The 26,084-nt window shown below is 73.4% G+C and carries 24 protein-coding genes; 15 read left to right on the top strand and 9 right to left on the bottom strand.

Translation table 11 applies throughout. The features are described 5' to 3' along the window. Positions 1–6: 6 nt before the first annotated feature. Positions 7–438 (top strand): nitroreductase family deazaflavin-dependent oxidoreductase, encoded by a 432-nt coding sequence (locus tag ACZ4TR_RS43620; RefSeq protein WP_364523590.1) that lies wholly within the window; start codon positions 7–9, stop codon positions 436–438. 77 nt (positions 439–515) lie between these two features. Here ACZ4TR_RS43620 and ACZ4TR_RS43615 read toward each other — a convergent pair whose 3' ends face one another. Both ACZ4TR_RS43615 and ACZ4TR_RS43610 read right to left on the bottom strand, forming a co-directional pair. After that, entirely contained in the window at positions 516–911 is a 396-nt protein-coding gene (locus ACZ4TR_RS43615) for an HPF/RaiA family ribosome-associated protein (protein WP_465294267.1), read from the bottom strand. 67 nt (positions 912–978) lie between these two features. Continuing rightward, entirely contained in the window at positions 979–2,013 is a 1,035-nt protein-coding gene (locus ACZ4TR_RS43610) for an alpha/beta fold hydrolase (RefSeq protein ID WP_465294265.1), read from the bottom strand. 134 nt (positions 2,014–2,147) lie between these two features. Here ACZ4TR_RS43610 and ACZ4TR_RS43605 point away from each other — a divergent pair, with 134 nt between their 5' ends. Next, complete coding sequence (locus tag ACZ4TR_RS43605; RefSeq protein ID WP_465294263.1) at positions 2,148–2,789, top strand: class I SAM-dependent methyltransferase; 642 nt, start codon at positions 2,148–2,150, stop codon at positions 2,787–2,789. A gap of 179 nt (positions 2,790–2,968) precedes the next feature. On the opposite strand, the gene ACZ4TR_RS43600 is transcribed toward ACZ4TR_RS43605, so the two are convergent. Further along, a complete protein-coding gene (locus tag ACZ4TR_RS43600; RefSeq protein ID WP_465294261.1) occupies positions 2,969–3,577 on the bottom strand; it encodes a TetR/AcrR family transcriptional regulator in 609 nt (202 codons plus the stop codon). A gap of 94 nt (positions 3,578–3,671) precedes the next feature. Here ACZ4TR_RS43600 and ACZ4TR_RS43595 point away from each other — a divergent pair, with 94 nt between their 5' ends. After that, positions 3,672–4,421: an SDR family NAD(P)-dependent oxidoreductase gene (locus ACZ4TR_RS43595; protein WP_465294259.1), complete on the top strand. Its 750-nt coding sequence runs from the start codon at positions 3,672–3,674 to the stop codon at positions 4,419–4,421. 305 nt (positions 4,422–4,726) lie between these two features. Here the strand turns inward: ACZ4TR_RS43595 and ACZ4TR_RS43590 are convergent, their stop codons facing one another. After that, the gene (locus ACZ4TR_RS43590; protein WP_465294257.1) at positions 4,727–5,260 is read right to left on the bottom strand and encodes a DUF5994 family protein; all 534 of its coding nucleotides are present in this window, start codon (positions 5,258–5,260) and stop codon (positions 4,727–4,729) included. 89 nt (positions 5,261–5,349) lie between these two features. Here ACZ4TR_RS43590 and ACZ4TR_RS43585 point away from each other — a divergent pair, with 89 nt between their 5' ends. Beyond that, the gene (locus ACZ4TR_RS43585; RefSeq protein WP_465294255.1) at positions 5,350–6,498 is read left to right on the top strand and encodes a N(5)-(carboxyethyl)ornithine synthase; all 1,149 of its coding nucleotides are present in this window, start codon (positions 5,350–5,352) and stop codon (positions 6,496–6,498) included. Positions 6,499–6,506: 8 nt separating this feature from the next. Here ACZ4TR_RS43585 and ACZ4TR_RS43580 read toward each other — a convergent pair whose 3' ends face one another. Next, positions 6,507–6,959, bottom strand: a complete 453-nt coding sequence (locus ACZ4TR_RS43580) for a DUF6292 family protein (RefSeq protein WP_465294253.1) — start codon at positions 6,957–6,959, stop codon at positions 6,507–6,509. A 252-nt stretch (positions 6,960–7,211) separates the two neighbouring features. Between ACZ4TR_RS43580 and ACZ4TR_RS43575 the strand changes: the two genes are divergently transcribed. The 8 genes from ACZ4TR_RS43575 to ACZ4TR_RS43540 all read left to right on the top strand — a co-directional run bounded on the left by ACZ4TR_RS43575 (position 7,212) and on the right by ACZ4TR_RS43540 (position 13,839). Next, positions 7,212–7,442, top strand: coding sequence for a hypothetical protein (locus ACZ4TR_RS43575; RefSeq protein WP_465294251.1), 231 nt, complete (start codon positions 7,212–7,214; stop codon positions 7,440–7,442). A gap of 63 nt (positions 7,443–7,505) precedes the next feature. Beyond that, positions 7,506–7,880, top strand: coding sequence for a sigma factor (locus tag ACZ4TR_RS43570; protein WP_465294250.1), 375 nt, complete (start codon positions 7,506–7,508; stop codon positions 7,878–7,880). Positions 7,881–8,100: 220 nt separating this feature from the next. After that, positions 8,101–8,838, top strand: coding sequence for a GAF domain-containing protein (locus tag ACZ4TR_RS43565; RefSeq protein WP_465294248.1), 738 nt, complete (start codon positions 8,101–8,103; stop codon positions 8,836–8,838). A gap of 30 nt (positions 8,839–8,868) precedes the next feature. After that, entirely contained in the window at positions 8,869–9,600 is a 732-nt protein-coding gene (locus tag ACZ4TR_RS43560) for a GAF and ANTAR domain-containing protein (RefSeq protein ID WP_465294247.1), read from the top strand. A 233-nt stretch (positions 9,601–9,833) separates the two neighbouring features. Further along, positions 9,834–10,490, top strand: a complete 657-nt coding sequence (locus ACZ4TR_RS43555; protein WP_465294245.1) for a phosphoribosyltransferase — start codon at positions 9,834–9,836, stop codon at positions 10,488–10,490. A 250-nt stretch (positions 10,491–10,740) separates the two neighbouring features. Beyond that, on the top strand, positions 10,741–11,589 hold the full coding sequence (locus ACZ4TR_RS43550) for an SCO6745 family protein (protein ID WP_465294243.1): 849 nt from the start codon (positions 10,741–10,743) through the stop codon (positions 11,587–11,589). Between the two features lie 124 nt (positions 11,590–11,713). Next, entirely contained in the window at positions 11,714–13,075 is a 1,362-nt protein-coding gene (locus tag ACZ4TR_RS43545; RefSeq protein ID WP_465294241.1) for a GH25 family lysozyme, read from the top strand. 35 nt (positions 13,076–13,110) lie between these two features. Further along, complete coding sequence (locus ACZ4TR_RS43540; protein WP_364524519.1) at positions 13,111–13,839, top strand: D-Ala-D-Ala carboxypeptidase family metallohydrolase; 729 nt, start codon at positions 13,111–13,113, stop codon at positions 13,837–13,839. A gap of 145 nt (positions 13,840–13,984) precedes the next feature. On the opposite strand, the gene ACZ4TR_RS43535 is transcribed toward ACZ4TR_RS43540, so the two are convergent. After that, on the bottom strand, positions 13,985–14,959 hold the full coding sequence (locus ACZ4TR_RS43535; protein ID WP_465294239.1) for a helix-turn-helix domain-containing protein: 975 nt from the start codon (positions 14,957–14,959) through the stop codon (positions 13,985–13,987). A gap of 436 nt (positions 14,960–15,395) precedes the next feature. On the opposite strand from ACZ4TR_RS43535, the gene ACZ4TR_RS43530 reads away from it, so the two are divergent. Then, entirely contained in the window at positions 15,396–18,788 is a 3,393-nt protein-coding gene (locus ACZ4TR_RS43530; RefSeq protein ID WP_465294238.1) for a TM0106 family RecB-like putative nuclease, read from the top strand. Positions 18,789–18,794: 6 nt separating this feature from the next. Here ACZ4TR_RS43530 and ACZ4TR_RS43525 read toward each other — a convergent pair whose 3' ends face one another. Beyond that, entirely contained in the window at positions 18,795–19,340 is a 546-nt protein-coding gene (locus ACZ4TR_RS43525; protein WP_465294236.1) for a hypothetical protein, read from the bottom strand. A 200-nt stretch (positions 19,341–19,540) separates the two neighbouring features. Between ACZ4TR_RS43525 and ACZ4TR_RS43520 the strand changes: the two genes are divergently transcribed. Beyond that, entirely contained in the window at positions 19,541–21,796 is a 2,256-nt protein-coding gene (locus ACZ4TR_RS43520) for a serine/threonine-protein kinase (RefSeq protein ID WP_465294234.1), read from the top strand. A gap of 108 nt (positions 21,797–21,904) precedes the next feature. After that, positions 21,905–22,738, top strand: a complete 834-nt coding sequence (locus ACZ4TR_RS43515; protein WP_465294232.1) for a hypothetical protein — start codon at positions 21,905–21,907, stop codon at positions 22,736–22,738. A gap of 234 nt (positions 22,739–22,972) precedes the next feature. On the opposite strand, the gene ACZ4TR_RS43510 is transcribed toward ACZ4TR_RS43515, so the two are convergent. Together ACZ4TR_RS43510 and ACZ4TR_RS43505 are read right to left on the bottom strand one after the other, a co-directional pair. Further along, positions 22,973–24,304 carry a glycoside hydrolase family 6 protein gene (locus tag ACZ4TR_RS43510; RefSeq protein WP_465294564.1) on the bottom strand — a complete coding sequence of 444 codons (1,332 nt, stop codon included), beginning with the start codon at positions 24,302–24,304 and terminating at the stop codon, positions 22,973–22,975. 120 nt (positions 24,305–24,424) lie between these two features. Continuing rightward, positions 24,425–26,011: a long-chain-fatty-acid--CoA ligase gene (locus ACZ4TR_RS43505; protein WP_465294230.1), complete on the bottom strand. Its 1,587-nt coding sequence runs from the start codon at positions 26,009–26,011 to the stop codon at positions 24,425–24,427. Between the last annotated feature and the right edge of the window lie 73 nt (positions 26,012–26,084).

Genomic DNA, 26,084 nt, shown 5'->3' with positions numbered 1-26,084 from the left:
TAGGGCATGTCCGAGAAAACCGCAGAATTCAGCCCCACGGATTGGGTGCAGGACCAGACCAAGAAGATCCTGGAGACCGGGACGACCGAGGGGATCGAGGTACTCGGGTCGCCGGTCGTGCTGCTGACGCTGCGCGGCGCGAAGACCGGCAAGCTGCGCTACACCCCGGTGATGCGGGTGGAGCACGCCGGGAGCTATGCCGTGGTGGCGTCCAAGGGCGGCGCTCCGGAGCACCCGGTCTGGTACCACAACATCAAGGCGCACCCGGAGTTCCCGCTGCAGGACGGGACCGTGACCAAGACCTACGTCGCGCGCGAGGTCGAGGGAGCCGAGCGGGCCGAGTGGTGGGAACGCGCGGTGGCGGCGTACCCGTCCTACGCCGAGTACCAGCAGAAGACCGACCGGCAGATCCCGGTGTTCGTGCTCGACCCGAAGTAACGCCGGTCACCACGCTTCGAACAGAGCCGGAAGAGGGGTGCGGCCTGGTGGCCGCACCCCTCTTCGCCCGGCGTCGATCAGGCCCGCGGCTCGTCCTCGAGCGCGCCGACCTGCTCCGGATCCTCCGGCCCGGCCATGTGCCGGATGCTGTCGCTGCCCTTGTGGTCGTGGGCCTTGGCGTACCGGGAATCCAGCACCCGTCCCAGTTTGTGCGCCGCCCCGGCGTAGGCGTCGTCCACGGTGGCCGCGTGGTGGGTGACCGCGACCGGTTGCTTGCCCCCGGGCCGCGCCTCGATCACGCACTTCATGTCTTCCGGCTTGCCGCCGCCGTCCTCGCTGAGGTGTACCTCCACCCGGGTCAGCCATCCGCCGAACCGGGAGAGGCTGGTCTCCAGGTCGGTGCTCACGTAGGTGACGAGTCCTTCGCCACCGTGGACGTTGTGGCCGGTGTTGACCTGGATCTGCACGAGCACCCTCCAAAGCGGACGACGATGATCCCCGTCAGTACCCACGGGGACGGCAAGCTCAAACCGGGCACCGTCACAGCAGCCCCGCGCCGGCGGCGTGCGCGGCGGCCGCCGCCCGCGACGACACGCCCAGCTTGCCGCGGATGTTCGACACGTGGCGGTGCGCCGTATGGGCGCTGATCCCGAGCCGGCGCGCGATCTCCTGATCGCTCAACCCCTGCGCGACCAGGCGCAGCACGTCGAGTTCGCGGTCGGAAAGCTCCCCGCGCGACGAGCCGGCCCGGCGCACTCGCCGGCCGGCGCCGAGGAACTCCCGCACGGCGCGGGTGAGCGAGTCCGCGTCGCCGCGCCAGGGCAGGTGGTCGGTTCCGTCGAGCGGGACGAAGGTCGCGCCCGGGATGCGGGTGGCGACGTCCTGGCCCAGGGCGAACGGAATCGCGCGGTCGTCGCGGCGGTGCAGGACGAGGGTGGGGACCTCGATCGTGGCCAGCCGGTCCCGGACGTCGAACGCGTACACCGCCGCGAGCGAGCGCACCGCCTTCTCCGCGGTCAGGCTGCCGCGCTGGAACCGGACGAACTCGTCGCGGTCCGCCGGGGTCGCGGTCGGCAGGAACAGGTCGGCGAGGACCCGGGAGCCCACGCCCCAATGCCGTCCGACGAGCGCCAGCAGGGAATCCCGCGCTTCCGCCGTGGCGATCTCGGTGCCGCGGGCGTAGCTGCCGTACAGGACGAGCCGCTCCACGCGGTCCGGGTGGGCCGCCGCGTACGCCATCGCGGCGCAGCTCCCGGACGACCCACCGAACAGGCTCACCTTCTCCCCGGCCGCGTCGACGACGGCGCTCAGCGCGGCCACTTCGTCGGCGAGCGAGGTGACCAGCGGCCCGGCGGGGTCGGACAGGCCGGCGCCGGGCCGGTCGTAGCGGATGAGCGTGCACCGGTCGCCGAGCAGCCCGGTGAACCGCCGGAACAAAGGGTCCCGCCAGTCCAGCTCGAGGTGCCCGCACCACCAGCCACCGACGACGAGGGGCGGGCCCGCGCCCACGGCGGCCCAGGCGACCGTGCGGCCGCCCGCCGCGGTGAACCGCACGGCTTGGTCCTGACCTGGCATTCCCCGAGCGTAGGCCGTTTCGCGAGAGCGCGTGGCCCGTTCCGGCCAGCACCCGGAATGGCACGAGCGGGTGATGCGGCGGCCGGCGGGTCGCTGGTGGACTGCGTTCCATCGGGCGGTTCTAGGGAGGAACGATGGCCGGAGAAGACAGCGCACGGAACGGGCTCGGGGATCGCTTCGGGGCGGCCCTCTACGACCCCTTCCTGCGCAGGGGAGAGCGGCTGGGCCTGGCCGGCCGGCGCGCGGAGCTGCTGCGGCGCGCGTGGGGACAGGTGGTCGAGATCGGGTCGGGGACCGGGCTCAACGTCCGGCACTACCCGCCGACGGCGCAGATCGTGCTGACCGAGCCCGTCCCGGCGATGTACCGGCGGCTCGAGAAGCGGGTGCGAGGCCGCGCCGGGATGCGGCCGGTGCGAGCCACCGCCGACGCGCTGCCGATGGCGGACGCCAGCGTCGACACGGTCGTGTCGACGCTGGTCCTCTGCACGGTGCCCGACGTCGACCGCGTGCTGGCCGAACTCGTGCGGGTGCTGCGTCCCGGCGGGCGGCTGCTGTTCTGCGAGCACGTGCGTGCCGAAGACCCGAAGCTGGCGCGAAGGCAGAAGCGTCTGGCGGGTCCGTGGGCGGCGTTCGCGCAGGGCTGCCGGTGCGACCGCGACACGGTCGCGTTCGTCAAGCAGCGGTTCGCCATCGAGGACATGACCACGGCGCGCTGGCGCGGGATGCCTTCGGTGGTCCGCCCGCTGATCATCGGAACGGCGACGCCGGCCCGCTAGCGCCGCCCGTCGGAGGTTGTCCGACGTGGGGGCCGCCGGAACGGACGCGCCCGGCAAGACTCCCGGCCGCCGATGCGGTGAGTGACCCATTCACCTCGCCCGACGCCGTGAATGACTCATTCCTGGCATCACGACCCACCCTCAGGCGCGTGAGACCAGCGCCGTTGTGACGGCGGTGGTCAGGTGGGCGGCCAGTTCCGCAGGGCGACCTCGGCCACCTGCTCGAGTTCGTCGCGATCGGCGCCGCCCGCGGCCTGGACGGCGATGCCGTTCGCCACCGTCATGAGGTACCGGGCGAGCAGTCCCGGATCGGCCTCCGGGGGGAGGTCGCCTTCGTCGACGGCTTGCCGGAAGCGGTCCCGCAGGTGCAGGCGGCCCTTGTCCCGCCAGGCGGCGAGGGTGTCGCGGGCGGGCCGCCCGGCCTCACCGGCGGCCAGTGAGCCCTGGACGCCCAGGCAGCCGGCGGGGCAGCCGGGGCGGGTGCTCGCCCCGACCGAGCCGGCGAGGAACGCCGTGGCCACCCCCCGGGCGGTCGGCTGCCGCAACGCCCGTTCCACGTACGCCGCAGGGCCTTCCTCGTAGCGCTCCAAGGCTTTGCGGAACAGGTCCTCCTTGTTGCCGAAGGCGGCGTACATGCTCGTCTTCGTGATGCCCATGGCGCTGGTCAGGTCGGCCAGGCTGGCGCCTTCGTAGCCCTGCTCCCAGAAGACGATCATCGCGCGCTCGAGGGCCGCGTCGGCGTCGAACCCCCGCGGCCGGCCGATCGGTGTCTTCCCGGCGACGTCCATGCCCCTGATCCTACCCCTTCGGTACCGATCGGTCTGGAAGTGCTACGGTCGAGATCTGTACCGATCGGTTCTGAAATCTGCGGAGGTTCGGATCATGGGAAAGCTGGCAGGCAAGACGGCCGTCGTCACCGGCGGCGGCACGCGGGGGATCGGGCGGGCCACGGCCGCGCGGCTGGTCGCCGAAGGAGCGCACGTGTTCATCACCGGCCGGCGCAAGACCGAGCTGGACGAGGCCGTGGAAGTCATCGGCTCGGGGGTCACCGCGGTGCCGGGCGACATCACGGACCCGGCCGACCTGGACCGGCTGTACGACGCGGTCCGTGATCGCGGTCAGGGCCTCGACGTGCTGTTCGCGAACGCGGCCACCGCCGCGTTCGCGACGCTCGAGCAGGTCACCACCGACGAGTACGACCGCATCTTCGACGTCAACGTCAAGGGCACGCTGCTCACCGTGCAGAAGGCGCTGCCCCTGCTCAACGACGGCGCTTCGGTGATTTTGAACGCCTCCACGGCCGCCGACAACGGCACCCCGGCCTTCGGTGTGTACGCGGCGTCCAAGGCCGCCGTCCGGTCGTTCGCGCGGACCTGGGCCCACGAACTCACGGGTCGCGGCATCCGCGTCAACGCGGTCTCACCGGGACCGATCGACACCAACGGGATCACCGAGCTCGTCGGCGAAGAGAACGCGGACGACTTCAAGGCGAAACTGGCCGGCGACATCGCGATCGGCCGGATGGGTCACCCGGACGAGGCGGCCGCCGCGGTGGCGTTCCTCGCCTCGCCGGACAGCAGCTTCATGCTCGGCAGCAACTTGTACGTCGACGGTGGCGAGAACCAGATCTGAGGCCGGACGGCTGTGGCGTGGCTCGTCACGCCACGGCAAAGGCAGGGCCGCCTGGCCGGACGGCGAAGCAGCCCTCGGCCAGGCCGGCGGTCACCGGTGCGCGCGGCGCCCGGAGGGGTCGTGGGCCCGGCTGCTCGCCGAGCCGGGGCCGCCGCGCCGGGGACCGTGGCCGGCGTCGGGGGCGGGGCGGGCCGGCGGGGCGTACGTCGGCTGCAGGAACAGGCTGCCGTACCGGTCGTCCTGGGGTGCGGTGAGCGCTCCGGGCCGGATTTCCTCGGCGACGGGGTGGCTGAACAGCGGGCTGTCTAGTGCGGAAGTACTGATGAAGAGCTCCTCTCGTGCACGCGGCCGGTCGGCGGCGTGGTGGGTGCGGGGGCCGGCGTGGCCTCGTCCGCGACGTCGGTGAGTGCCTTGCGCGCCTCGGCGGGGGCGGTTTCCGGGGGCACGACCCGCAGGGTCAGCCGGTGCCGGTTCCAGCCGATCACCGTCAGGCTGCCGGACGGCTGGGACCGGAACCCTTCGAGCCGGACGACGCCGTCGTCGTAGGGCAGCCGGCGGTCGGGGACCGGCCAGTCCGCGAGGTGGTAGGTGACCCGGTCGATCCGCCCCAGCCGGGCGGTCATCGCCTCGAGCAGCGTGGGCAGCTCGTCGGCGAGGTCACGCGTCCGGGGCCACCACCCGCCGTCGACGGGTCCGGGGGCGGGCGTGGCCGATTTCATCCGCAACCGAGTTCCGGTGTCCGGTGAAAGGGTGTTCGGGCCCGACGGCATGTCGGTGCTCCCGTCTCCGGCCGAGGACATCGGCCGGACCAGGACCGAGGACGGCGCAGGTTCGATCACTTGCGCACGAAATGCTCCCGGTCACCACCCAGTGTAGCCGACGCCCGCGGCCGGTGTGTTAAGACTGGCACCTAGCAAAGGGGCCTCTGGTGCACCAGCTCAGTCTCGGCGTCATCGCGCGTTCACGCAAAGAGAACGAACGGCGGCTGCCGATCCACCCGGACCACCTCGACCGGATCGACGCCGACCTCCGGAAGTCCATCTTCCTCGAACACGGCTACGGCGAACCCTTCGACGTGCCCGACGATCGGCTGGCCCGCAGCGTCGGCGGGCTGCGTTCGCGCGAGCAGCTCATCGCCGAATGCGATGTCGTCCTGCTGGCCAAACCCCTGCGGGAGGACGTCGCCGAACTCCGTCCCGGCCAGGTGCTCTGGGGCTGGCCGCACTGCGTGCAGGACATCGAGCTGACGCAGCTGGCCATCGACCGGCGGCTGACCGTGATCGCCTTCGAGGCCATGAACCACTGGCGCGGCGACGGTTCGTTCGGCCTGCACGTCTTCCACAAGAACAACGAGCTGGCCGGCTACTGCTCGGTACTGCACGCCCTGCAGCTGGCCGGGTCGACCGGCGACTACGGCCGCCGGCTACGGGCGGTGGTGATCGGGTTCGGCGCGACCGCGCGCGGTTCGGTGACCGCGCTGAACGCCCACGGGATCCACGACGTCGACGTCCTCACCGCCCGGGGCTTGAGCGCGGTCGGCTCGCCGATCCACTCGGCGAACATGGTGCACTTCGACCACGACGTGAACGACCCGGGCGACCCGCGGCGCAGTCACGCGCACACCGATCACGGCCGGGTCCCGCTGGCGGGGTTCCTCGCCGAGCACGACATCGTCGTCAACTGCGTGCTGCAGGACACCGCGGCGCCGCTGACGTTCCTCGTCGAAGAGGACCTCGCCGCGTTCGCGCCGGGCAGCCTGGTCGTCGACGTCTCCTGCGACGAAGGCATGGGCTTCAGCTGGGCGAAGCCCACGACGTTCGAGCGGCCGACGTTCCCGGTCGGCGACGGCCTCACCTACTACGCCGTCGACCACAGCCCGTCCTACCTCTGGAACTCGGCGAGCTGGGAGATCAGCGAGGCCCTCCTGCCCCACCTGCGGACCGTCCTCTCCGGACAGTCCACATGGGACGGTGACGAGACCGTGCGACGGGCGGTCGAAATCCAGGACGGCACGATCCGGAACCCGGCGATCCTGTCCTTCCAGCACCGCGCCGCGGAGTACCCCCACCTCCGCTGACGGCGTCGTCAGCCCGCCGAAGGGCGCACCCCCGGTTCGCGGGCGTCGTGCAGGTACGGCCGCAGCCGTTCGGCCAGGGAACCCCGGGCCGGGGCGTGCGCCGGGCCGGTCCGCTCCGGACCGGGGTGCCGCCCGGCGGCGGCGTCGGCGACGAACCGCGCGACCGCGCCCGGCGCCGGCACCAGGTCGTCGCCGCCCTGGCGCGCGATGAGGACCGGCTCGTCGGCGGGATCGGTTTCCACCGCGAGCGACCACCCGCGCCGTTCGCTCCACACCAGCATGACGTCGTGGTCGGGCCGGTCGGGCCAGCGCCGGGGGAGCCCGAGGTAGGCGGTGGCCGTGTCGCTGATCTCCACCGTGGTGCTCTCTTCCGGGACGCCCGTGGCGGCGGCGACCGCCTGCACGTATCCGCGCAGGCTGCGCTCGAGGGTTCGGGTGTCGGGTTCGAGGTGCTGCTCCATGTCCGCCACGCTAGAGGGCTTTCGGACGCCGTGCCGGGCGGTTTGCGGGACGAGCACGCGCGGCGACCGCGTCGCTACGGGTCTGGACTGCCTGCAACGCCCCAGACCTCGGCGCTCCTGGACCCCGGTGCCCGCCGTTCGGCTCGGCACCCGTACGGACGGCGAGGCGCACGCGATGACGAGACGCGTGGTGGTGGGCGGGCTCATCGGTCCCGGCTGCGTCCTCGCCGCGATCGGCGCCCTGGTCCTGCCGTGGGACGCCCTCATCGGCTGGCTCCTGCTCGGCGCGCTGCTCGTCGTCGTCGCAGCTACTTCCTCCTGCACCTCGCGGTCGACGAGCGGACCCGCCGGCTCGTCGTCCAGCGCCGGCAGGACTTCCTCGACGAGATCGAACGACGGGACCGCCGCGGGTTCCTCCGCTGGCTCGACAGCGGCGCGAAGGCCGGCAGCGATCCCGCTCCCTACCTGACCCACGGGAGCTGACCGAGCGGAAAGGGCGGGGCATGGCGAGGGTCGACGGCGCGCTTCTCGCGTCGGCGGTGTCGGGTGATCGCTGCGCGACGGACACGCTGCTGCGGCAGCTGCGCCCGGAGGTGCTGCGGTACTGCCGCGCGCGGCTGGGGGGACCGGCGCTACCGCGACGGCGACGCCGACGACTGCGCGCAGGAGGTGCTGCTCGGCGTGCTGGGCGCGCTGCCGGAGTACCGGTACGGCGCCGCCCGGTTCCCGAACTTCGTCCACGCCGTCGCCGCGCACAAGGTCGTCGACGCGTACCGCCACCGCGGAGACGACGTCAGCGCCCCGGTCCCGGAGCTCGCCCCGGCGCCCTCCGACCTGCCGGAGCCGCACCGCCACGTCGAGGACCTCGAGCTGCGCCGGCGGGTGAGCTCGGCGTCGCCAGCTCGGGCGCGGTGCGCGTGAGCCGGCACCGGGCGCTGTCCACGCTGCGCCGGCACCTCACCACATCGGAGGTGCGGTGATGCCGTGGTCCGCCACGGTGGTCCGGGTACGATCCCGGGTGCGGCCGCCACGGCGGCGCTGATCCGGACCCGGTCGGGCCCGAGTCGGTGGGGCGACCACGAACATCGACTCGAAGGGGACCGGATGCGGGACCGCGGGGTTCGCCGGTCGTGGGCTCGGGGTGGCTGACGTCGAAGTCCTGCGCGCGAGCGTGCTCGCCGCGTTGAGCGAGGTCGGTGCCGGCAGCGGGGTCGACGTCGTGGGCCGGGTGTGCCGGGCGTGCGTGCGCCTGCTGCCGGTGGACGGCGCCGCGGTCTCGGTGATGGTCGAGGCCGGGCACCGCGAAATCGTGTACGCGAGCGACACGGTGAGCGCCGCGCTGGCGGAGCTGCAGTTTTCGCTCGGTGAAGGACCGTGTTTCGAGGCGTACGTCGTCGGCGGGCCGGTCCTGGTGCCCGATCTGGTCGGCGGGCCGCCGCCGGCGTGGCCGGTGTTCGCCGCCGAGGCCGCGACCCACCCGGTGGCCGCGTTGTTCACGTTCCCCGTGCAGATCGGGGCGGTGCGGGTGGCGACCCTCGACACCTACCGGGCGACGCCGGGTTCGCTGAGCGCCGGCGAGCTGGCGACGGCACTGCAGGTGGCCGACATCGCGGCGCTCGCCATGTCGGGGCTGTCGGGCGGCGGAGGCCGCTGGCTCGACGGGGACGGCCGGTGGATGGAGGGCGCGGGCATGCGGTACCGGGAGGTGCACCAGGCCACCGGGATGCTGATCGCGCACCTGGACCTGCCCGCTCCCGCCGCGTTGGCCCGGCTGCGGGCGTACGCGTTCGGGCGCGGACGCCCCTTGCTCGAGGTCGCCGGAGACATCGTGGCCGGGCGGCTGGGATTGGACGAGGAGTTCCGGTGGGAGTCACCATGAACGTAGCCGACGAACCAGGAGATGGTGGGCATGGCCGACCGTGAACGACAGGTGACCCGGGCGCTCGTCGCGCTGGCGGACACGCTGGTCGACGACTACGACGTCGCGGACCTGCTGCACACACTGGTGCGGCAGTGCGTCGAGCTGCTCGACGTCGCGGCGGCGGGGCTGACCCTGGTCGACGAGCGGGGCGGCCTGCAGGTACTGGCCTCCTCCACCGAGCAGGCGCGCCTGCTCGAGCTGTTCCAGCTCGACATCGACGAGGGCCCGTGCGTCGAGTGCTTCACCAGCAGCACGCCGGTCCTGGTGCCCGACATCGTCGCCCAGGCGGAGCGGTGGCCGCGGTTCGCGGCCGAGGCGGCCAAGGAAGGGTTCGCCTCGGTCCACGCGGTGCCCTTGCGCCTGCGCAAGCAGACGATCGGGGCGCTGAACCTCTTCGGGCACGGTCCGGGAGAGCTGTCGGCCGACGACGTCGCGCTCGCGCAGGGCCTGGCCGACACCGCGACCATCGGCATCCTGCACGAGCGGGCGGTCCGCGAGGGCGCGGTCCTGTCCGAGCAGCTGCAGACCGCGTTGAACAGCCGGGTGATCATCGAGCAGGCCAAGGGGGTCCTCGCGGTCAGCGGGCAGCTGAGCATGGAAACGGCCTTCCGGGAGTTGCGCGGGTACGCCCGGCGGAACAACGTCCGCCTCAGCGACGTGGCCCGCGCGCTGGCCGACCGCCGGCTCGCGCCCACGGTCGTGCTGCGGCCGGCCACCTGAGCGGCATCCGGCTGTCCATTGTAGACACCGAACGCCGGCCGGACCCCCGTTTTTCCCAGCGCCCCAATGTGGCCTTGGTTGCGTCAGACGCACCCAAGGCGGCCTTCGGTGCGTCTGACGCACCGAAGGCCACATTGGGGCGCTTCGGAGGGCGCTGTCCGGCGAGCTTGGCCCGGGGTGCGCGTACCGTGGTGCCGGAGACGGTTTACCGGTCTCCGACCCCGGGAGTTCCCATGCGGTTCCGTGATCGCCGGGAAGCCGGTGAACGGCTGGCGCTCCGCCTGCGTCCGCTCCGCGGTGGCCGGGCCGTCGTGCTCGGCCTGTCCGAGGGCGGGCTGGTGGTGGCCGCCGAGATCGCCGACGTCCTCGGCGCGCCGCTGGACGTCCTGCTCACCCAGCGGATCGAATTCGCCGGACCGCCGCCGGTGCTGCTCGACGGCGTCGGCGAAGGCGGCTTGCTCGTCTGGGATCACAGCGCCATCCGCCGGTTCGACGTCGCGGCGGAGGAGCTCACGCGGCTGGCCGGCCAGGCGCGGGCCGGGCTCGCCCGGCGGGTGGCGGTCTACCGGCGTGACGTCGCGCCGGCGGCGATCGCGGGCCGGACCGTCGTGCTCGCCGACGACGGCGCGGCCACGGGCACGACCGCGCACACGGCGATCCGCGTCCTGCGGGCCCGCCAGGCCGGGCGGATCGTGCTGGCCGTCCCGGTGGCCCAGGCACCCGTCCTCGACCGGCTCGCCCGCGAGGCCGACGAGTTCCTCTGCCTGCGCCCGCTGCCCTGGCTGCACGCGGTCCGCAACAGCTACCGGAGGTTCCCCGCGGTCGCCGCCACCGAGGCGATCGAGCTGCTGCACCGCGAGCCCCGCCGGCCGACCGAGGTCGCCCGCTGAAGTCCACAATGGATCATGGCGACGGCCACCCGGTTCGCTCCTGGCCCGCGAACCGACAGGGCGGGCGTGGCCTGGGCAGCGGAGGACAGCACGCCCGCGGAACGCGATCACCGACTCTGCGATGCACCCGGCGGCGCGGCGGTCGGATGCCCTGCCGCGCGCTCTCCGGACTCACCGAAGGCCCGGTGCCACGGTCAGGCGCGTACCGGCGTGGACCCGCGCCATACCGACTGGATGGTATGTTCGCCGCGTGATCGAAGCGGCGCGCCGGACCTGGCGATTTCTCGAGCCCTACCACGGAATGATCTACTTCGCCCCGGAAGCGGCGGCCGCCTACGAGGAACTCGGTCTCACCGGCCGCGCCGGCTATTTCGCGTCGAGGTCGGCGGCGCTCGGTGCGGTCCCGGCGCCGGTCGTGGTCGCGACCTTCTACAACTTCAACCCGGCCCTCGTCGAGGCGTCGATCGCCGCCGCCTGGTCCACCACCGACCCGGCCGCCGTGCTCGCCGCGCGGCACGCCGCGGCCGACCGGGCTTTGCGCGGCATCCTGGGCGACGCGATCACCGCGCCCGAGATGCGCCGGGCCGCCACCCTCCTGCGTGAGGCCGCCGAGACGGTCACCGGCGACGTCACGGGCCGCCCGCTCTTCGCCGCCCACGCCGCCCTCCCGTGGCCCACCGAGCCCCACCTGGTGCTGTGGCACGCGCAGACCCTGCTCCGCGAGTACCGCGGCGACGCCCACATCGCCGCCCTGCTGACGGCGGGCCTGCGCGGCATCGAAGCCCTCGTCACCCACGCCGCCTCCGGCGCGGTCCCCGCCGAGACCCTGCGCACCTCCCGGGCGTGGTCCGAGGAGGACTGGAACCAGGCCGTCACCGGCCTCCGCGAGCGCGACTGGCTCACGGGCGACACCGCCCCGACGTTCACCCCGGCCGGTGCGGCCCGCCGTGCGGAGATCGAGAAGGTGACCGACGAGAACAGCGTGACTCCCTACGCTCACCTCGGCGAGTCCGCGTGCGCGGAGTTGCAGGCTTTGGTGCGGCCGTTCAGTCGCGCGCTGGCGGAGAAGCTCATGCCTTGGGCGCTGGCGAGGCAGTAGCGCGTCCCAGCCGCGTCCCACCGGGGTGGCGTTTCCGCTGGTCCGGTGCGGTGGGACTGTCCCGGCGTCCCGAGTCGGCGGAATACCGGCGACCCGGGGGCCGGGCACTGCCAGCCTGCTCGCCATGCAAAGACTCGCTCTGGCCGTCGCCGTGCTGCTGGTGTTCCCCGCAGCCACCGCCGCGACCGCAGCCACCGCCGCGACCGCAGCCACCGTCGCGGCCGAACCCGTCGCGGCCGCCGCCGTCGCGGTGTGCGGGCACACCAGCGCCCAGCCCACCCTGAAACAAGGGGCGACCGGCGCCGAGGTCGCCGAGGCCCAGTGCGAACTGAACCTGGCGACCAAGGCGAGCCGGTACACGCCCCTCGGCGCGGACGGTTCCTTCGGCGCGGCGACCGACGCCCGGGTCCGCGTGTTCCAGCGCTGCGCCGCGCTGAGCGTGGACGGGCAGATCGGGCCGAACACGTGGGCCGCGCTGAACGCGTGGGCCGCGCGGCCGAAGAAGTGCGCGACCCAGGGCACGTCCGACGCCGCGCAGAGCGTCGTCTGCGGCCACTCCACGGCGCGCCCGACCCTGCAGAGCGGGTCCACCGGCACCGACGTCAAGGAACTCCAGTGCCGGCTGAACCTCGCCATGGAGCCCGGCCACTACCCGCCGCTGACCATCGACGGCAACTTCGGGGACGGCACCCGCACCCGGGTGATCCAGTTCCAGCACTGCGTCAACGCCAGTGCCGACGGCGTCGCCGGGCCCACCACGTGGGCGAAGGTCGCCGACTGGTCCAGCCGCAACACCTACTGCACGCCGCCGAAACCCGCCGGCCATCCGATCGACGGCGTGGACACGGCGAAGTACCAGCACCCCGGTGGCGCGCCGATCAACTGGGGCGCCGTGAAGGCGTCCGGCGTCGAGTTCGCGACCGTCAAAGCGACCCGCGGCCTGAACACCACCGACGACTACCTGGCCACCGACCTGCCCGCCGCGCGCAACGCCGGCCTGGCCGTCGGGCCGTACCACTTCTACACCGGCACCGCGGCCAACACCGGCGGAACGCAGGCGGACCGGTTCATCACCGCCGTGAAGGCCACCGGGTACACCGGCAAGCGCGCCGGTGACCTGCCGCCCGTGTTCGACCTGGAGTGGAAGGACGACGGCTCCGGCGGCTGCCCGCCCTACGTCACCGTCGCCGACGCCAAGGCGTGGCTGAACAAGGTGCAGGCGGCGTTCGGCCGGACCCCGATCATCTACACGCAGAAGTCGTTCCTCGACGCCTGCCTGGGCGGCACCACGGCGCTCTCCGCCTATCCGATGCAGCTCGCCGACTACCGCCAGTCCGTCACGCAGCCGGCGCTGCCCGCCGGGTCGACGACCTGGCTGATGTGGCAGTACACCGACGCGGCCATCGCCGACGGCATTCCCGCCCCGGCGACCGGGGACGTCTTCAACGGCACCCAGGCCGATCTCGACCAGCTCGCCAACCGCTGAATCCCCGCTAGGAAAGGACGAGAATGAGTCTCCCCATGAGCCGCCGCACGATGCTGCGCGGCGCGGTGGTGGTCGGCGCGGCCGCTGCGGTCAGCCCGCTGCTGCTGACGGGCACCGCCCAGGCGTACCCGTGGTCCCGCACCCTCGCGCAGGGCAGCACGGGCGCCGACGTCACCGAACTCCAGATCCGCGTCGCCGGCTGGGCGGCCGACTCGCCCAGCCACAGCCGGGTCTCGATCGACGGCGAATTCGGTCCCGGCACCGCGGCGGCGGTCCGCAGGTTCCAGGCGGCCTACGGCCTGGGTGTGGACGGCCAGGTCGGCTCGGCCACCCAGGCCGCGCTCAACGCGCTGGAGCAGAGCGACGGGTCGACCGCGCACTTCAACTTCAGCGAGTTCACCGACCGGGTGAGCGGCACCTTCAACGGCGGCAAGGTCAGCGCGGCCACCGCCAAGGAGAACGCCCGCCGCTGCATGTACAAGCTGGAGGCGCTGCGCAAGAAGCTCGGGAACAAGGCGATCACGGTGAACTCCGGGTTCCGCAGCATCGCGCACAACGAAGAGATCGGCGGCGCCAGCGACAGCATGCACATGTACGGCACCGCGGCGGATCTCGACGTGCCGGGCGTGGCCAACAAGACCGTCTACCAGAAGGCCGAGACCAGCGGGTTCTCCGGCCTGGAGACCTACAACACCGACCACCAGCACGTGGACAGCCGGGCCGACCTCGGCCGCGCGTGGTGGTGGGAGAACGGGACAGTCTGACCGGCGACTGGGGGTCTGACGCCGGAAACCCCGCCCTCGGGGGTTTCCGGCGTCAGCGATTCCCGCACCGTGCCGCGAAGCCCGCACCCTCCTGGTCCGCTCCCGGGCCGCCCCTCGCGGAGGGCGCGGGCTTCGCCCTGTCCGCTCAGTGCGCCTGCGGGTTCTCGAGGGCCGCCGAGCAGGACGGCCAGTCGTGGAAGTCGTGGTGCGCGCTCCACAGGCGGTGCGCCGCGTCGATGTTCCAGACCGGGTCGAACGCCTGCCGCGGCGTGCCGCCCAGGTCCAGCAGGCGGGCGTCGGAGATCTGGAAGATCCCCCAGTTGCGGCTGCCGTTCGTGTTCGGCAGCACCCACAGCGGATCGAGGAACGAGGCGCAGCGGGCGATCGCGACCGCGGTGTCCGGCGCCTCGGTGAACACGGCCCGGATCCGCTGCTCCACCATGGCGCCCGACCAGCCCGCCAGGCTGGTCCGGTGGTCGTAGAGCGCGGTCTTGGTGGCCTCGTCGACCACGCCGCGCGGCGGCAGGCCGGCCAGCACCTGGAACGCGGTGACCCGGCGCAGGGTCTCCGGCCCGAACGAGCCGTCGACCGAGAGCCGCCCCTGGGCCGCGACCAGCAGGTTCTGCACCTCGGTGACGCACTCGTCGTGCTGGCCCATGCTCACCGGCGGCTGGCAGGCGGCGGAGAACAGCATCCGGTCGGCGTACCGGCCGGCGGCCGGCACGGACCCGTCGGCGGTGACCCAGACCAGGCCGCCCGCCAGCAGGACCACGATCGCGATGGCCACCGCGAGGTACCCGCGTCGGCCTGACGACCGCGTGACGTCCTCGTCGGTCGCGGTCTCGGCTTGCTCCGGAGGCACGTCCTCGACCCGGGCGGCGTCCGCCAGCGCCCACAGCTGGTGCAGCTCGCGCAGCTCCTCCGCGGACGCGCCGCAGACCTTGGCGAACGAGTGGACCACGCGGTAGTCGGCGGGCACGCTCTTGCCCGAGCAGTACCGGTGCAGGCTCGAGCCGCTGGCCCCGGCCTGCCGGCCGAGCCGTTCGTAGCCCTGCCCGCTGCGGTCCTTCAACATGCGCAGGTAGGCGGCGAACTTGTCCGCGTGCACTGTCACGGTCACTGTCACACCTCGCTCGGGCAGCATCCGGCCGGACGGAAACTAACACCGTCCGGCCGGATACCGGGCGGAAACCGACGGATTGCGCCACCCGGCGGTGCCCACCCGGCCGGGTGGTGGCGACGCGCGGTCACACCAACGGTTCCCGCGTTCCGCGCGAAGCGGGGCTTGCGGCGAAGCGGGACCGGTGGCGAACCGGGACCGGTGGCGAACCGGCGCCCGGCGGCCAATCGGCGTCCGGCGGCGAAGCGGGGCTTGGCGGCCAACCGGGGTCCGGCACCGGGGCCGGGGTCGCCGCGGCCGTTGCGGGAAAGCACACGCGCCCAGCCGGTCTGCGCGCTCGCCGCCGCGAGCCGGCCGGCCCGCGCCCTCCGGCGGTCGGCGTGTCGGGCGGACGGTGCCCCGGCCGGGGTCTCCGCCCGTGTCAGACTCCGCTCCGATGGACACCCCAGCCGATCTCGCCGACCTGCTCGAATGCGAGCACCGCAGCGTGCTGAACCAGGCACTGGCCGCGGGCCTGCCGGGGCCGCCGCGGCCCGGCCCCGGGCCCGACCAGCCGGAGGTGCGGCGGGGCCGCGCGGCGGTGGCGGCGCTGCTCGCCCGGTTCCGCGGCGAGGGCCGCGACGTGGTCGAGATCGACGTCCGGGACCCGGTGGCGGCCGCGAAGGCGACCGAGGCGGCGGTGCGGGCGGGGGCGCCGGTGATCCACCGGGCCGTCGTCGGCGACAGCGAGTTCTCGGGACGCGCCGACTTCCTGGTCCGGGACGGCGAAGGCCGCTACGAGGTCTATGGCGCGAAGCCGGCTCGGCAGGCGAAGCCCGCCGCGGTGGTGGAGCTGACCGCGTGCGCCGACGCGGTGCGGCGGGCCGGCTGGCCGTCCGGGCCCCACCTGCACCTGGTCCTCGGCGACGGCAGCACCCGGACGTTGCGGATCGAGGACTTCCTGCCCCTGGTGGACCGCCTGCGGACCCGGCTGCGCGGCCGGGCACCGGAGCTGCCGGCCCGGCTGTGGGCCGACGAACGCCCGGCCTGCGCCGGCTGCCGCTTCGCTCAGCACTGCTCGTCGGCCCGCGAAGCCGACCGCGATCTGTCGCTCGTGGCCGGCCTGCGCGGCGACCAGCGCCGCAAGCTGGTGGCCGCCGGGCTGGGCTCGCTCGACGCGCTGGCCGCGGCCACGCCGGGCGACCGGCCGCGCGACCTGTCCGTCACCGCGTTCGAGACCCTCCGCGCCCAGGCCGCGCTGCAGGTCCGGCAGGACGCCACCGGCGAGGTCGCCTACGAGGTCGTCGATCCCGGCGCGCTGGCCGGGCTGCCGGTCCCCGCGCCGGGGGACGTGTTCCTCGACCTGGCGGGCGATCCGCACGCGTTGTCGGGCGAAGGGCTCGAGTACCTCTTCGGCGCGGTGACCGTGGAGGACGACCGGCGGTTCACCCCGTTCTGGGCGCACAGCCGCGCCGAAGAGAAACGCGCGTTCGAGGAGTTCGTCGACTTCGCCGCGGCGCGGGTCGCCGAACACCCCGGCTCGCACATCTACCACTACGCGCCGTACGAGGTCACCGCGATCAAGCGGCTCGCGGCGGTGCACGGCACCCGGGAGGAGACCGTCGACCACCTGCTGCGCAGCGGGGCGGTCGTGGACCTGCACGCGGTGGTGCGCAAGGCGATGCGCGTGTCGCAGCGGTCGTACTCGATCCGGCACCTCGAGCCGCTCTTCCAGCCCGGCGCCCGGGACGGCGGCACGAAGGCCGCGATGTCGGACGTGGAGGCGTACGAGGAATACCTGGCGTTCGCGCGCTCGGGGGAGCCGGAACGGGCGGGCGAGGTCCTGCGGGGTATCGGCGAAAACACCGAGTACGACTGCGTTTCGGCCCTGCGGCTGTTCGAGTTCCTCCACCAGGTCCGTGCCGAAGCCGGGATCGACGTGCCGGTGCCGGAGGAGGAATCCGCGGAGGACGCACTGCTGCGCGCGGCCGAGGAGGACGTCGCCGCCGAGCGCCGCGCCGAACGCGCCGCCCAGCTGGCCGCGCTGGTCGACCCGCTGCTCGAGGGGCTGCCGGACGATCCGGGCGAGTTCACCGCCGACGAACGGGCCCGCGCGCTGCTCGCGGCGTCGGTCGGCTACCACCGCCGCGAGACGAACCCCGCGTGGTGGGAGTACTTCCGCCGGCTCGCCGCCCCGCTCGGCGACCTCGAGATCGACACCGCGTGCGCGGTGCCGGTGTCGCTCGAAGCGGGGGACTGGGTGCCGCCCGCCGGGCGGGCCCGCACCGCGAAACGGACGTTGCTCGTGACGTGCGACCCGGACCGGCCGCACCCGTTCACCCCGGGCGACGAAGTGCGGCTGCGCTACGGCGCCGACGCACGGGACGCCAAGGTCGTCGCCGCGTCGGCCGTCGAGCTGACGCTGGAGGAGAGCTGCCCGCCGGACGCCACCACCGCCGACCGGCCGGTCGCGGTGCTGCCCGGCAGCCCGGTGCGGCCCTCGCCGAAGGACGAGGCGGTCGCCGACCTCGCCCGCCTGGTCGTCGACGCGCTCCCGGAGCTGCCGCGGCACCCCGGCGTCGACCTGCTCCGCCGGACCCCGCCGCGGCTGCGCATGGGCGCCGCGCTGCCGGAACCGGGGGAGGACCTGGTCGCCGCGGTGATCGCCGCGGTCGAGGAGCTCGACGGCTCCGCGCTCGCGGTGCAGGGACCGCCGGGGGCGGGCAAGACGTACCTCGCGGGCAAGCTGATCGCCCGGCTCGTGCGCGCCGGGCGGACCGTCGCGGTCACTTCGACGAGTCACAAGGCCGTCGAGAACGTGCTGAGCGCGGCGAAGAAGAGCGCGCCGGACCTGCCGTGCGCCAAGCGGGCGAAGAAGACCCCGGACCCGGCCGCGCCGTGGGAGCAGCCGAAGAGCAACCCGGCGCTGGTGAAGTGGCGCGAAGAGCACACCGACGGGCACCTGGTCGGCGGGACGGCGTGGACGTTCGCCAACGCCGCGATCCGGGAGGAGCCCTTCGACCTGCTGATCATCGACGAGGCGGGGCAGTTCGCCCTCGCCGACGCGCTGGCGGTGTCGATGTGCGCGAAGAACGTCCTGCTGCTGGGCGATCCGCAGCAGCTGCCCCAGGTCGTGCAGGGCACGCACCCGGCGGGCGCGGAGGCGTCGGCGCTGGGGCACGTGATCGGCGGGGCCGACATCATGCCGGCGTCGCTGGGCTACTTCCTCGACGAGACTCGGCGCATGCACCCGGCCGTGTGCGAACCCGTGTCGAACCTGTCCTACGCCGGCCGGCTGCACGCCCACCCCTCGGCCGCCGGCCGCGGCCTGGACGGCGTCGCCGCGGGGCTCTACCTGGCCGAGGTCGACCATCACGGCAACACGACCCGCTCGGCGGAGGAAGCCGCCGCCGTCACCGCGATCGTGGCCGGCCTGCACGGCCGCCCGTGGACCGACCACGGCACGACCCGGCCCCTCGGGGACGCCGACATCGTCGTCGTGGCGCCCTACAACCTGCAGGCGCGGACGGTGACCCGGGCACTGGAAGAAGCCGGGTTCCCCGGCGTCCGGGTCGGCACGGTCGACCGGTTCCAGGGGCAGGAAGCGCCGGTGGTGATCACGACGATGACGTCGTCGTCGGCGATCGACCTGCCCCGCGGGCTCGACTTCCTGCTGTCCCGCAACCGGCTCAACGTGGCCCTGTCGCGGGCGCAGGCCCTGGCGATCCTGGTGTGCTCGCCCCGGCTCGTCGAGGCCGACATCCGGACGGTGGAGGAGATGCGGCTCGTCGCGGGCATGATCGGCCTGATGACCGAGGCGCGGCCGTGGTCCACAGTGGCCGTCCGATGAGGACCGTCAGTCGGTGATGTACCACTTGCCGCCGCGGAGCTCGAGGACGGCGTCGCCGAGGTCGCCGCTGGTGAACTTGACGCCGGCCTGGACCGCCTTGGCCGGGATCTCGACCTTCTTCGGGCCCTCGGTGACGCGGCCCCGGTCCACGGTGGCGGTCCGCAGCGCCTTCCGCTGTCCGACGGAGAACATCTGGAACGAGATCGGGAGCGTCTTCTCGCACGGCCCCCAGCCTTCGTCTTCCGCCTTCTTGGCGGCGGGCGCGGCGATCTCGCAGGCCGTCGTGACGTCTTCGTCGCCCACCGCGTGCAGGTAGGCCTCGTACCGCTCGACCGCGCCGGCCGGCTTCGCCGGGGTGGACCGTGGCGTGGTCGTCGGCTGCGGCGTCGTCGTGGGGGTCGTCGTGGGGGTCGGGGACGCCGTGACGGTGACCGGCGGCGTGGCGGTGCCCGACGGCGCCGGGGCCGCGGAGTCGTTACCCCCGCCCGAACATCCGGCGAGCACCAGGGCGACGAGGCCCGTGGTCAGGAACGGTAGTGCGCGAGCGGACACGGAACACCCTTCGAGTCGGGAACGGGGGCAGCATAAGCGGCGGCGACCGCCACTGTGGGGTGATCCCGGGACGTCGGCCCCGAAGTGGCCGGAACCGGCCACTGTCCCGGACCGGGTGCCACTTCCGGGTGGTGGAGCCCGGTCGATCGTGGTCGGATGTCCTCCGCGGGAAGAGACAGGGTGAGGGGAAAGCGGCGGGGATGAACGACACCTGGAGCGTGCCCGGGTACGCCGAAGTGGACGTGCTCGGCACCGGCGGGTTCGGGCGGGTCGTGCTGGCCAAGCACGAGGCCACGGGGAAGATGGCGGCGATCAAGTACCTGCGCGCCGATTTCCTGGCCGACGCGCGGATCGTGGACGGGTTCCGGCGGGAGGCGTGGCTGCTGTCCGGCGTGCGGAGCCCGCACGTGGTCCGGCTCTTCGACTTCGTCGAGACGCCGCGGGGCGCCGCGCTGGTCATGGAGGCGGTGCCCGGCGTGTCGCTGCGCGCGCTGCTGGTGGCGGAGAACGTCCTGGCCCCCGAGGCGGCGCTGGCGATCCTGAAGGGCTCGCTGCTCGGCCTCGCCGACGCGCACGCGGCCGGCGTGGTCCACCGGGACTACAAGCCGGGGAACGTGCTGGTGTCGCGGGAGGGCGAGTCGAAGCTGGTCGACTTCGGACTGGCCACTTTGGACGGCCACAACGGACTGACCGCCGGTTCGCCGTCCTACATGGCGCCGGAACAGTGGGCCGGTCAGCCCGGCCGGCCCGCCACCGACGTGTACGCGGCGACGTGCGTGTTCTACCAGTGCGTCACCGGGCAGCGGCCGTTCGAGGCGGACACGAGCGAGCAGCTGCGCGCACTGCACGGGAACGCGCCGGTGCCGCTGGAAGCGATGCCCGAGCCGCTGCGCCCGCTGATCGCGCGGGGCATGGCGAAGGACCCGGCGTGGCGGCCGGCGACGGCGGACGCCTTCGTGACCGAGCTGGAAGCCGTCGCCCGCAAGGCCTACGGGAAGAACTGGGAGAAGCGCGGCTGGAAGCGGCTGGCCACCTCGGCCGCGGCGTTGACGGCGCTGACGCCGTTGGCGCTCCTGACGGCCGCCGGCACGGCCGCCGCACCGGTCGCGGCGGCCGGCGCCGGGGCCGGCGTGACGGCCGCGGGCACCGGGACGGGGGTGACCGCGGCGATGGTGGGCAAGATCGCCGCCGCGGTCGCGATCGCGGGCGGGCTCGTCGCCGGCGGGCTGGTGATCCTCCGGAGCGGGGAGGACCCGCCCCCGCCGCCGGCGGCGCTGTCGGTGGCCGTGCAGACCCTGTCCGGGCGGGACCCGGCGCTGCCGGTCAGCTACGAGCTCCAGTACCCGCAGGTGTCCGGCGGGGCCGACGCCGCCGTCCGGCAACGGGCCAACGACGCGTTGCGGGCACCGATCGACAAGCGGCTGAAGTCGGTGCGGGACGCGGTCGCGGACCCGAGCACGCTCGAGCAGATCCGGCAGGGCGGCGGAACGGCCGGGCTGCGCTCGTCCGCGCGGGTCCTGCTGCGGACGCCGAGCCTGCTGTCCGTGCGGTACGACCACGATCTCGACTCGGACGTGCTGGGGCACGCCACGTGGCGGTTCCCCGAAGCGCTCTCCGTCGACCTCGCCACCGGGCAGGTGGTGGGTCCGCGTGAGGTGTTCCGGCCCGAGATCCTGACCGCCGCCGGCATGCGGACGCTGACCCGGCGGCTGACACCGCACACGAAGGACGGTTTCTGCACCGTGCCCTCGGTCACCGGGTACGCGGAGCAGCAGGTCACCATGGACGCCGCGGACCGGCCCGGCGGCGGTGACCACGTGCCGGCCGCGACGTTCGGGTTCACCGAGGCCGGGGCCGAGTTCGAGATCCGGTGGTACGACCTCGGCTGCGACTCGGCGGCCGGCGACGAGACGGTGGTGCTGCCGTACGCCGAACTCGACGACCTGCTGCAGCCGAAGTTCCTGACGATGCTGGGCCGGACGGTGCCGGCCGCTTCTTCGACGCCGCCGACGCCGGGGCCGCCGGGCGCCAGGACCACCTACACGAACTCCCGCTTCGGCTTCAGCACACAGGTGCCCCCGGACTACGCGGCGTCACCGTGGGTGCCGGAGAACGGCGAAGGGATGCGGTTCACCGACGCCCGCTTCGGCGCGACGCTGACGGTGTGGGGAACCAACTCGGGGGGCCGCCGGCCCGCGGACCGGCTCGCCGAGGTGGTCGCCTCGGTGGAAGGGAACGGCGGCCGGGTGACCTTCCACTCCGCCGAGGGCGACGGCTACACGGTGTCCGGCTACCAGGGCGACGGCAAGATCTTCTACGAGCACGAGTCCCTCGGAGCCGGTTCGGCGGCCGGGCTGCGCTGGGTCTACCCGGCCGAGTACAAGAGGGAGCTCGACAAGACCGTCACCGACACGGTGAAGGCCTTCGACCCTGGTGATCTGTCTCGGCCGCACTGACGCTCCCGGCTGGGGACCGGGGCGCGGGTCAGTGGTCATGCCCGTCGAGCCGTGGTCCCGGGGCACCGGCCCGGTCGCCGGTGTCAGGCAGGCTGAGAGACTCAGGCCGTGATCCTCGGATACGTCCTCGCCGTGCTGGCCGCCGTCGCCTCGGGTAGTGGCTCCATCCTGGAGTCCGCCGGGGTACGGCGGGCCGGTGCCTTCGGCGGCTCGCCTCAGGACCTCGTCGCGCTGCGCCGGCAGCCGCTCTACTTCCTCGGGGTGGGGGTGGACCTGCTCGGGTTCGTCTTCGCCGCCGCGGCGCTGCACCGGCTGCCGCTGTTCCTGGTCCAGTCGGTGCTCGCCTTCAGCGTCGGCGTGACCGCGACGATCTCCGCGGTCCTCGGCGTCCGGTTGGTCGGCGCCGGCTGGGCCGCGCTGGGGGTCGGTGCGACGGGCCTCGTCCTGCTGGGCCTGTCCGCGGATCCGGGTCCCGCCCGCGCGCTGGCGACCGGGTGGAAGCTGCTGCTGGCGGGCGTGGCGGTGGTGATCGCGGTGATCGCCTTCACCGCCCAGCGCAACAAGGGCCGCTGGTCGCCGATCGTGCTCGGGTTCTGCGGCGGGCTGGGGTTCAGCGCCGTCGGGATCTCGGCGCGGACGCTCGACGCGTCCGGGCCGCTCTGGCGCCTCGCGCTGGAGCCGGCGCTCTGGGCGATGATCGCCAACGGGCTCGTCGCGGCGGTCGCGTTCGCGATGGCCCTGCAACGCGGCCGGGCGACCGCGGTCACCGCCATCATGTTCACCACGAACACGGCGGTGTCCTCGCTCATCGGCGTGGCGGTGCTGGACGACCGCGTCCGGGACGGCTTCACCGCCGCGGCCGCCGCCGGGTTCGTCCTGGCCGTCGCCGGGGCGATCGGCACCGCGCACTACGCGGCCGCCCACCGGACGACCACCGCCTGAGCCCGGTCGCGGGGGGGGGGGGGGGGGAGGGGGAGAGCACAGACACAACGAGACTGAGCACAGCCCCAGGGGTGTTGGGCGGGGAGGGGAGGGGGGCAGTATTGAGTGGTGGGGTTTGTTTCCCGCCTTCCGCGGGGCCGCTCAACCCCCCACCCCCCTCGCCCCCCCCCCAAACAACCCCCCCCTACCCCCGGTCGCGGGCCCCCCCCCCCCCCCCCCCCCCGCCGGCCATGATCAGGCGCACGACCTGCCGTTGAGCGTCGGCGACAGGAAGGGCGGCGTGCCCCCGCCGTAGTTCGCGTTGTACCCGATGGTGACCGTCGCGCCGGTGGCGAGACCGCCGTTCCACGAGGTGCTCGCGGCCGTGACCACGTCCCCGGTGTCGGCCCAGGTCCCGTTCCAGCCCTGGCTGACGGTGACCCCGGGGGCGGTGAAGCTGAGCGTCCAGTGGTCGAGGGCCGCTCCGCGGTTCTCGATGACGATCTCGCCGGTGTACCCGGTCGGCCAGGAGCTGACCACCCGGTGCGTGACCTTGCAGCCGTCCGACGGCTGCGGAGTCGTGGTGGTCGGGGTCGTAGTGGTCGGGGTAGTGGTGACCGGGGTGGTGGGCGTCGTGGGCTCGGTCGTCGGCCCGGCCGCGATCGCGAGGTCATAAGCCCGCTGAGGCACGAACTGGCCGGCCGTGGCGATGCAGCCGTCCGCCTCGCCCGGCGGCTTGACCCACAGGTACGCCGCGATCTGGCCATCGCCGGTCTGGTCGGTGCTCGGGGTGCCGATCGCGCGCCCGGAGGGGTCGCACCATTCGCTGCCCTGCGGGCCGTTGCCGTTGCGGCTCGTGTCGATGACCGCTTTCAGCCGCGAGTCGCCGAGCTGGCCGAGCACGGACTTGTCGTACGACACCTCGTCGGCGGTCGCGCGGTAGTTCGACACGTTGGTGGCGATGCCGTCGGCGCTGTTCGCGATGTCGGCGGCCCGCAGGCGGTTCGCGGCGTCCCCGGGGGAAAGCCAGGCGGAGTGCCCGATGTCGAAGTAGACCTTCGCCTGGGCCGACCCGGCCTTGAGCCGTTTGCCCGCGTACGCGATCGACGCGGTCGTCTGGCTCTGCTGGTCACCGCTCTGGCAGCTCGTCATGAGCGCGAGCACGTCGGGTTCGAGCACGATGGCCGCGGGGCGTCCCGCCAGGCCGGCCGCGACCTGGTCGACCCACGCCCGGTACGCGTCGTGGGACGGCGCGCCGCCGCTGCTCGCGCCGCCGCAGTCCCGGTTGGGGATGTCGTAGACCACCATGATCGGGATCTTCCCCGCGGCGGCCGCGGCCCCGACGTAGGCGTCCACCTCGCCGCGGACCGTGCTGGTGTTCGTGGTGGTGAACCACCTGGCCTGCGGTACCGCGGCGACGCGGTCGCGGATGACTGCGGTCCGCGAGTCACCGGGGTTCGCCGCGACCCACTTGGCCGCGTTGGTGCCCGGGTCGACGTAGTACGCCGAGACGGCGGCCTGCGCGCTGGTCCAGGTGGTGACGACGACGCCGGTCGCGGCGCAGGCGGCGATCAGGCCGGCCGCCAGTGTCCTGTTTCGCATGCACTTCTCTCCCTTGGACGACGGGGCGGACTACCTGTCCGCCCGCCTGCCTGGGAGCGCTCCCAGTGAGTGACTGTAGCCGGTGCGGGGTCATCGGAAAAGCCCTCAGGCGAACGTGCCGTCCGAAGAAGACGAGGAGTACTCGGTGTAGGCGATCTCCTGCCCCGAACGCCGCCGGAGTACGTCGGGGCAGTTCGGGCCTTCGGCGGCGAGCCGGCGCTTGACGACCTTGAACGTCGACGTCCGCGGCAGCTCGCGGACCGTGCGCACGTACTCCGGCACCTGCTTGGGCCCGAGGTCCGGCTGGCCGGCGAGGAAGCGGCCGAACTCCGCGGGGTCCAGGGGCGTGCCGTCGGTGACGACGGCCGCCATCACCTGGTCCCCGGTCACCGGGTCGGGCACCGCGTAGACGGCGGTGTCGGTGATCGCGGGGTGCCGCAGCAGGATGCGCTCGATCGGCGCGGTGCCGAGGTTCTCGCCGTCGACGCGGAGCCAGTCGCCGAGCCGCCCGGCGAAGTAGCAGAACCCGGCGGCGTCGGCGTAGGCGAGGTCGCCGGTGTGGAACCGGCCGTCGCGCAGCCGCGCCGCGTCGGCTTCGGGGTCGCGGTAGTAGCCGGCGAACCAGCCGGCGCCGGTGGTGTTGACCAGTTCGCCGACGGCTTCCCCGGCGTTGACCAGCCGGCCGTCGGCAGCGAACTCGGCCGGGGGACACGGGCGGCCGGTGTGCGGGTGCAGGATGGTCACGTCCTCGGTGGGCCTGCCGAGCGAGCCGGGCGGGGTGTCGTCGGTGCGGGCGAATCCCACGCCGCCCTCGGTGGAGCCGAACGCGTCGACGACCTTGCAGCCGAAGCGTTCCCCGAACGCGGCCAGGTCGGCACTCGCTCCTTCGTTTCCGTAGACGAGGCGCAGGGGGTTGTCCGCGTCGTCGGGACGCGGGGGAGTGGCGACCACATAGGACAGTGGTTTGCCGACGTAGTTGGCGTAGGTCGCGCCGAACTTCCGCACGTCGGGCAGGAAACCGGACGCGGAGAACCGGCGGCGCAGGGCGATGCCCGCGCCGGCCGCGAGCCCGACCGCCCAGCCCGCCATGATGGCGTTGGAGTGGAACATCGGCATCGTGACGTAGACCCTGTCCGCTGTGGACAGTGCGAAGCGCTGGGCGAGCATCGCGCCGGGAAACGCGATCTTGCCGTGGGTGCAGCGCACCGCCTTCGGGTCGCCGCTGGTGCCGGAGGTGAAGATCAGCATGAGCAGGTCGTCCGCCGACGCGGGGACGGGATCGAGTGGCGTGTTCGCCGACGGCCACGATTCCAGGTCCCGCACGGGAATCCCGCCGAGGTCCAGCCCGTCCAGGAGCGGCTGGTACTTCTCCTCGGCGAGCACGAACTGGCAGTCGGCGAGCCGGATGTCCCGTGCCAGGGCTGCTCCGCGCCGGGTGGGGTTGAGCCCGACCAGCACCGCCCCGGCGAACGCGCAGGCACCCAGCAGGACGGAGAAAGCCGGTACGTTGTCGGCGAGAATGCCTACGTGCGGCGGCTTGTCCCGGTCCAGCGTCGCCCGGAGGTCGGCCGCTCGGCGTGCGGACGCCCGGACGTGCTCGGCCCACGAATACGTCTCGTCCTCGAAGAGCAGACCCGGGCGCTCGTCCCCGGCGCGGGCCAGCAGCAGCTCGGTCACGGTCGGAACGCTCATCCGTGCACCCCAAACACCGGCGGTCAGAAGTGGAACACGTTCTACTTCTACCACGGTGCCCGCCGCCGGGTCC

The organism is Amycolatopsis sp. NPDC028719 (assembly GCF_055565395.1).
Note: the sequence above shows the minus strand (reverse complement) of the source record. Positions and strands in the feature narration are given on the sequence as shown.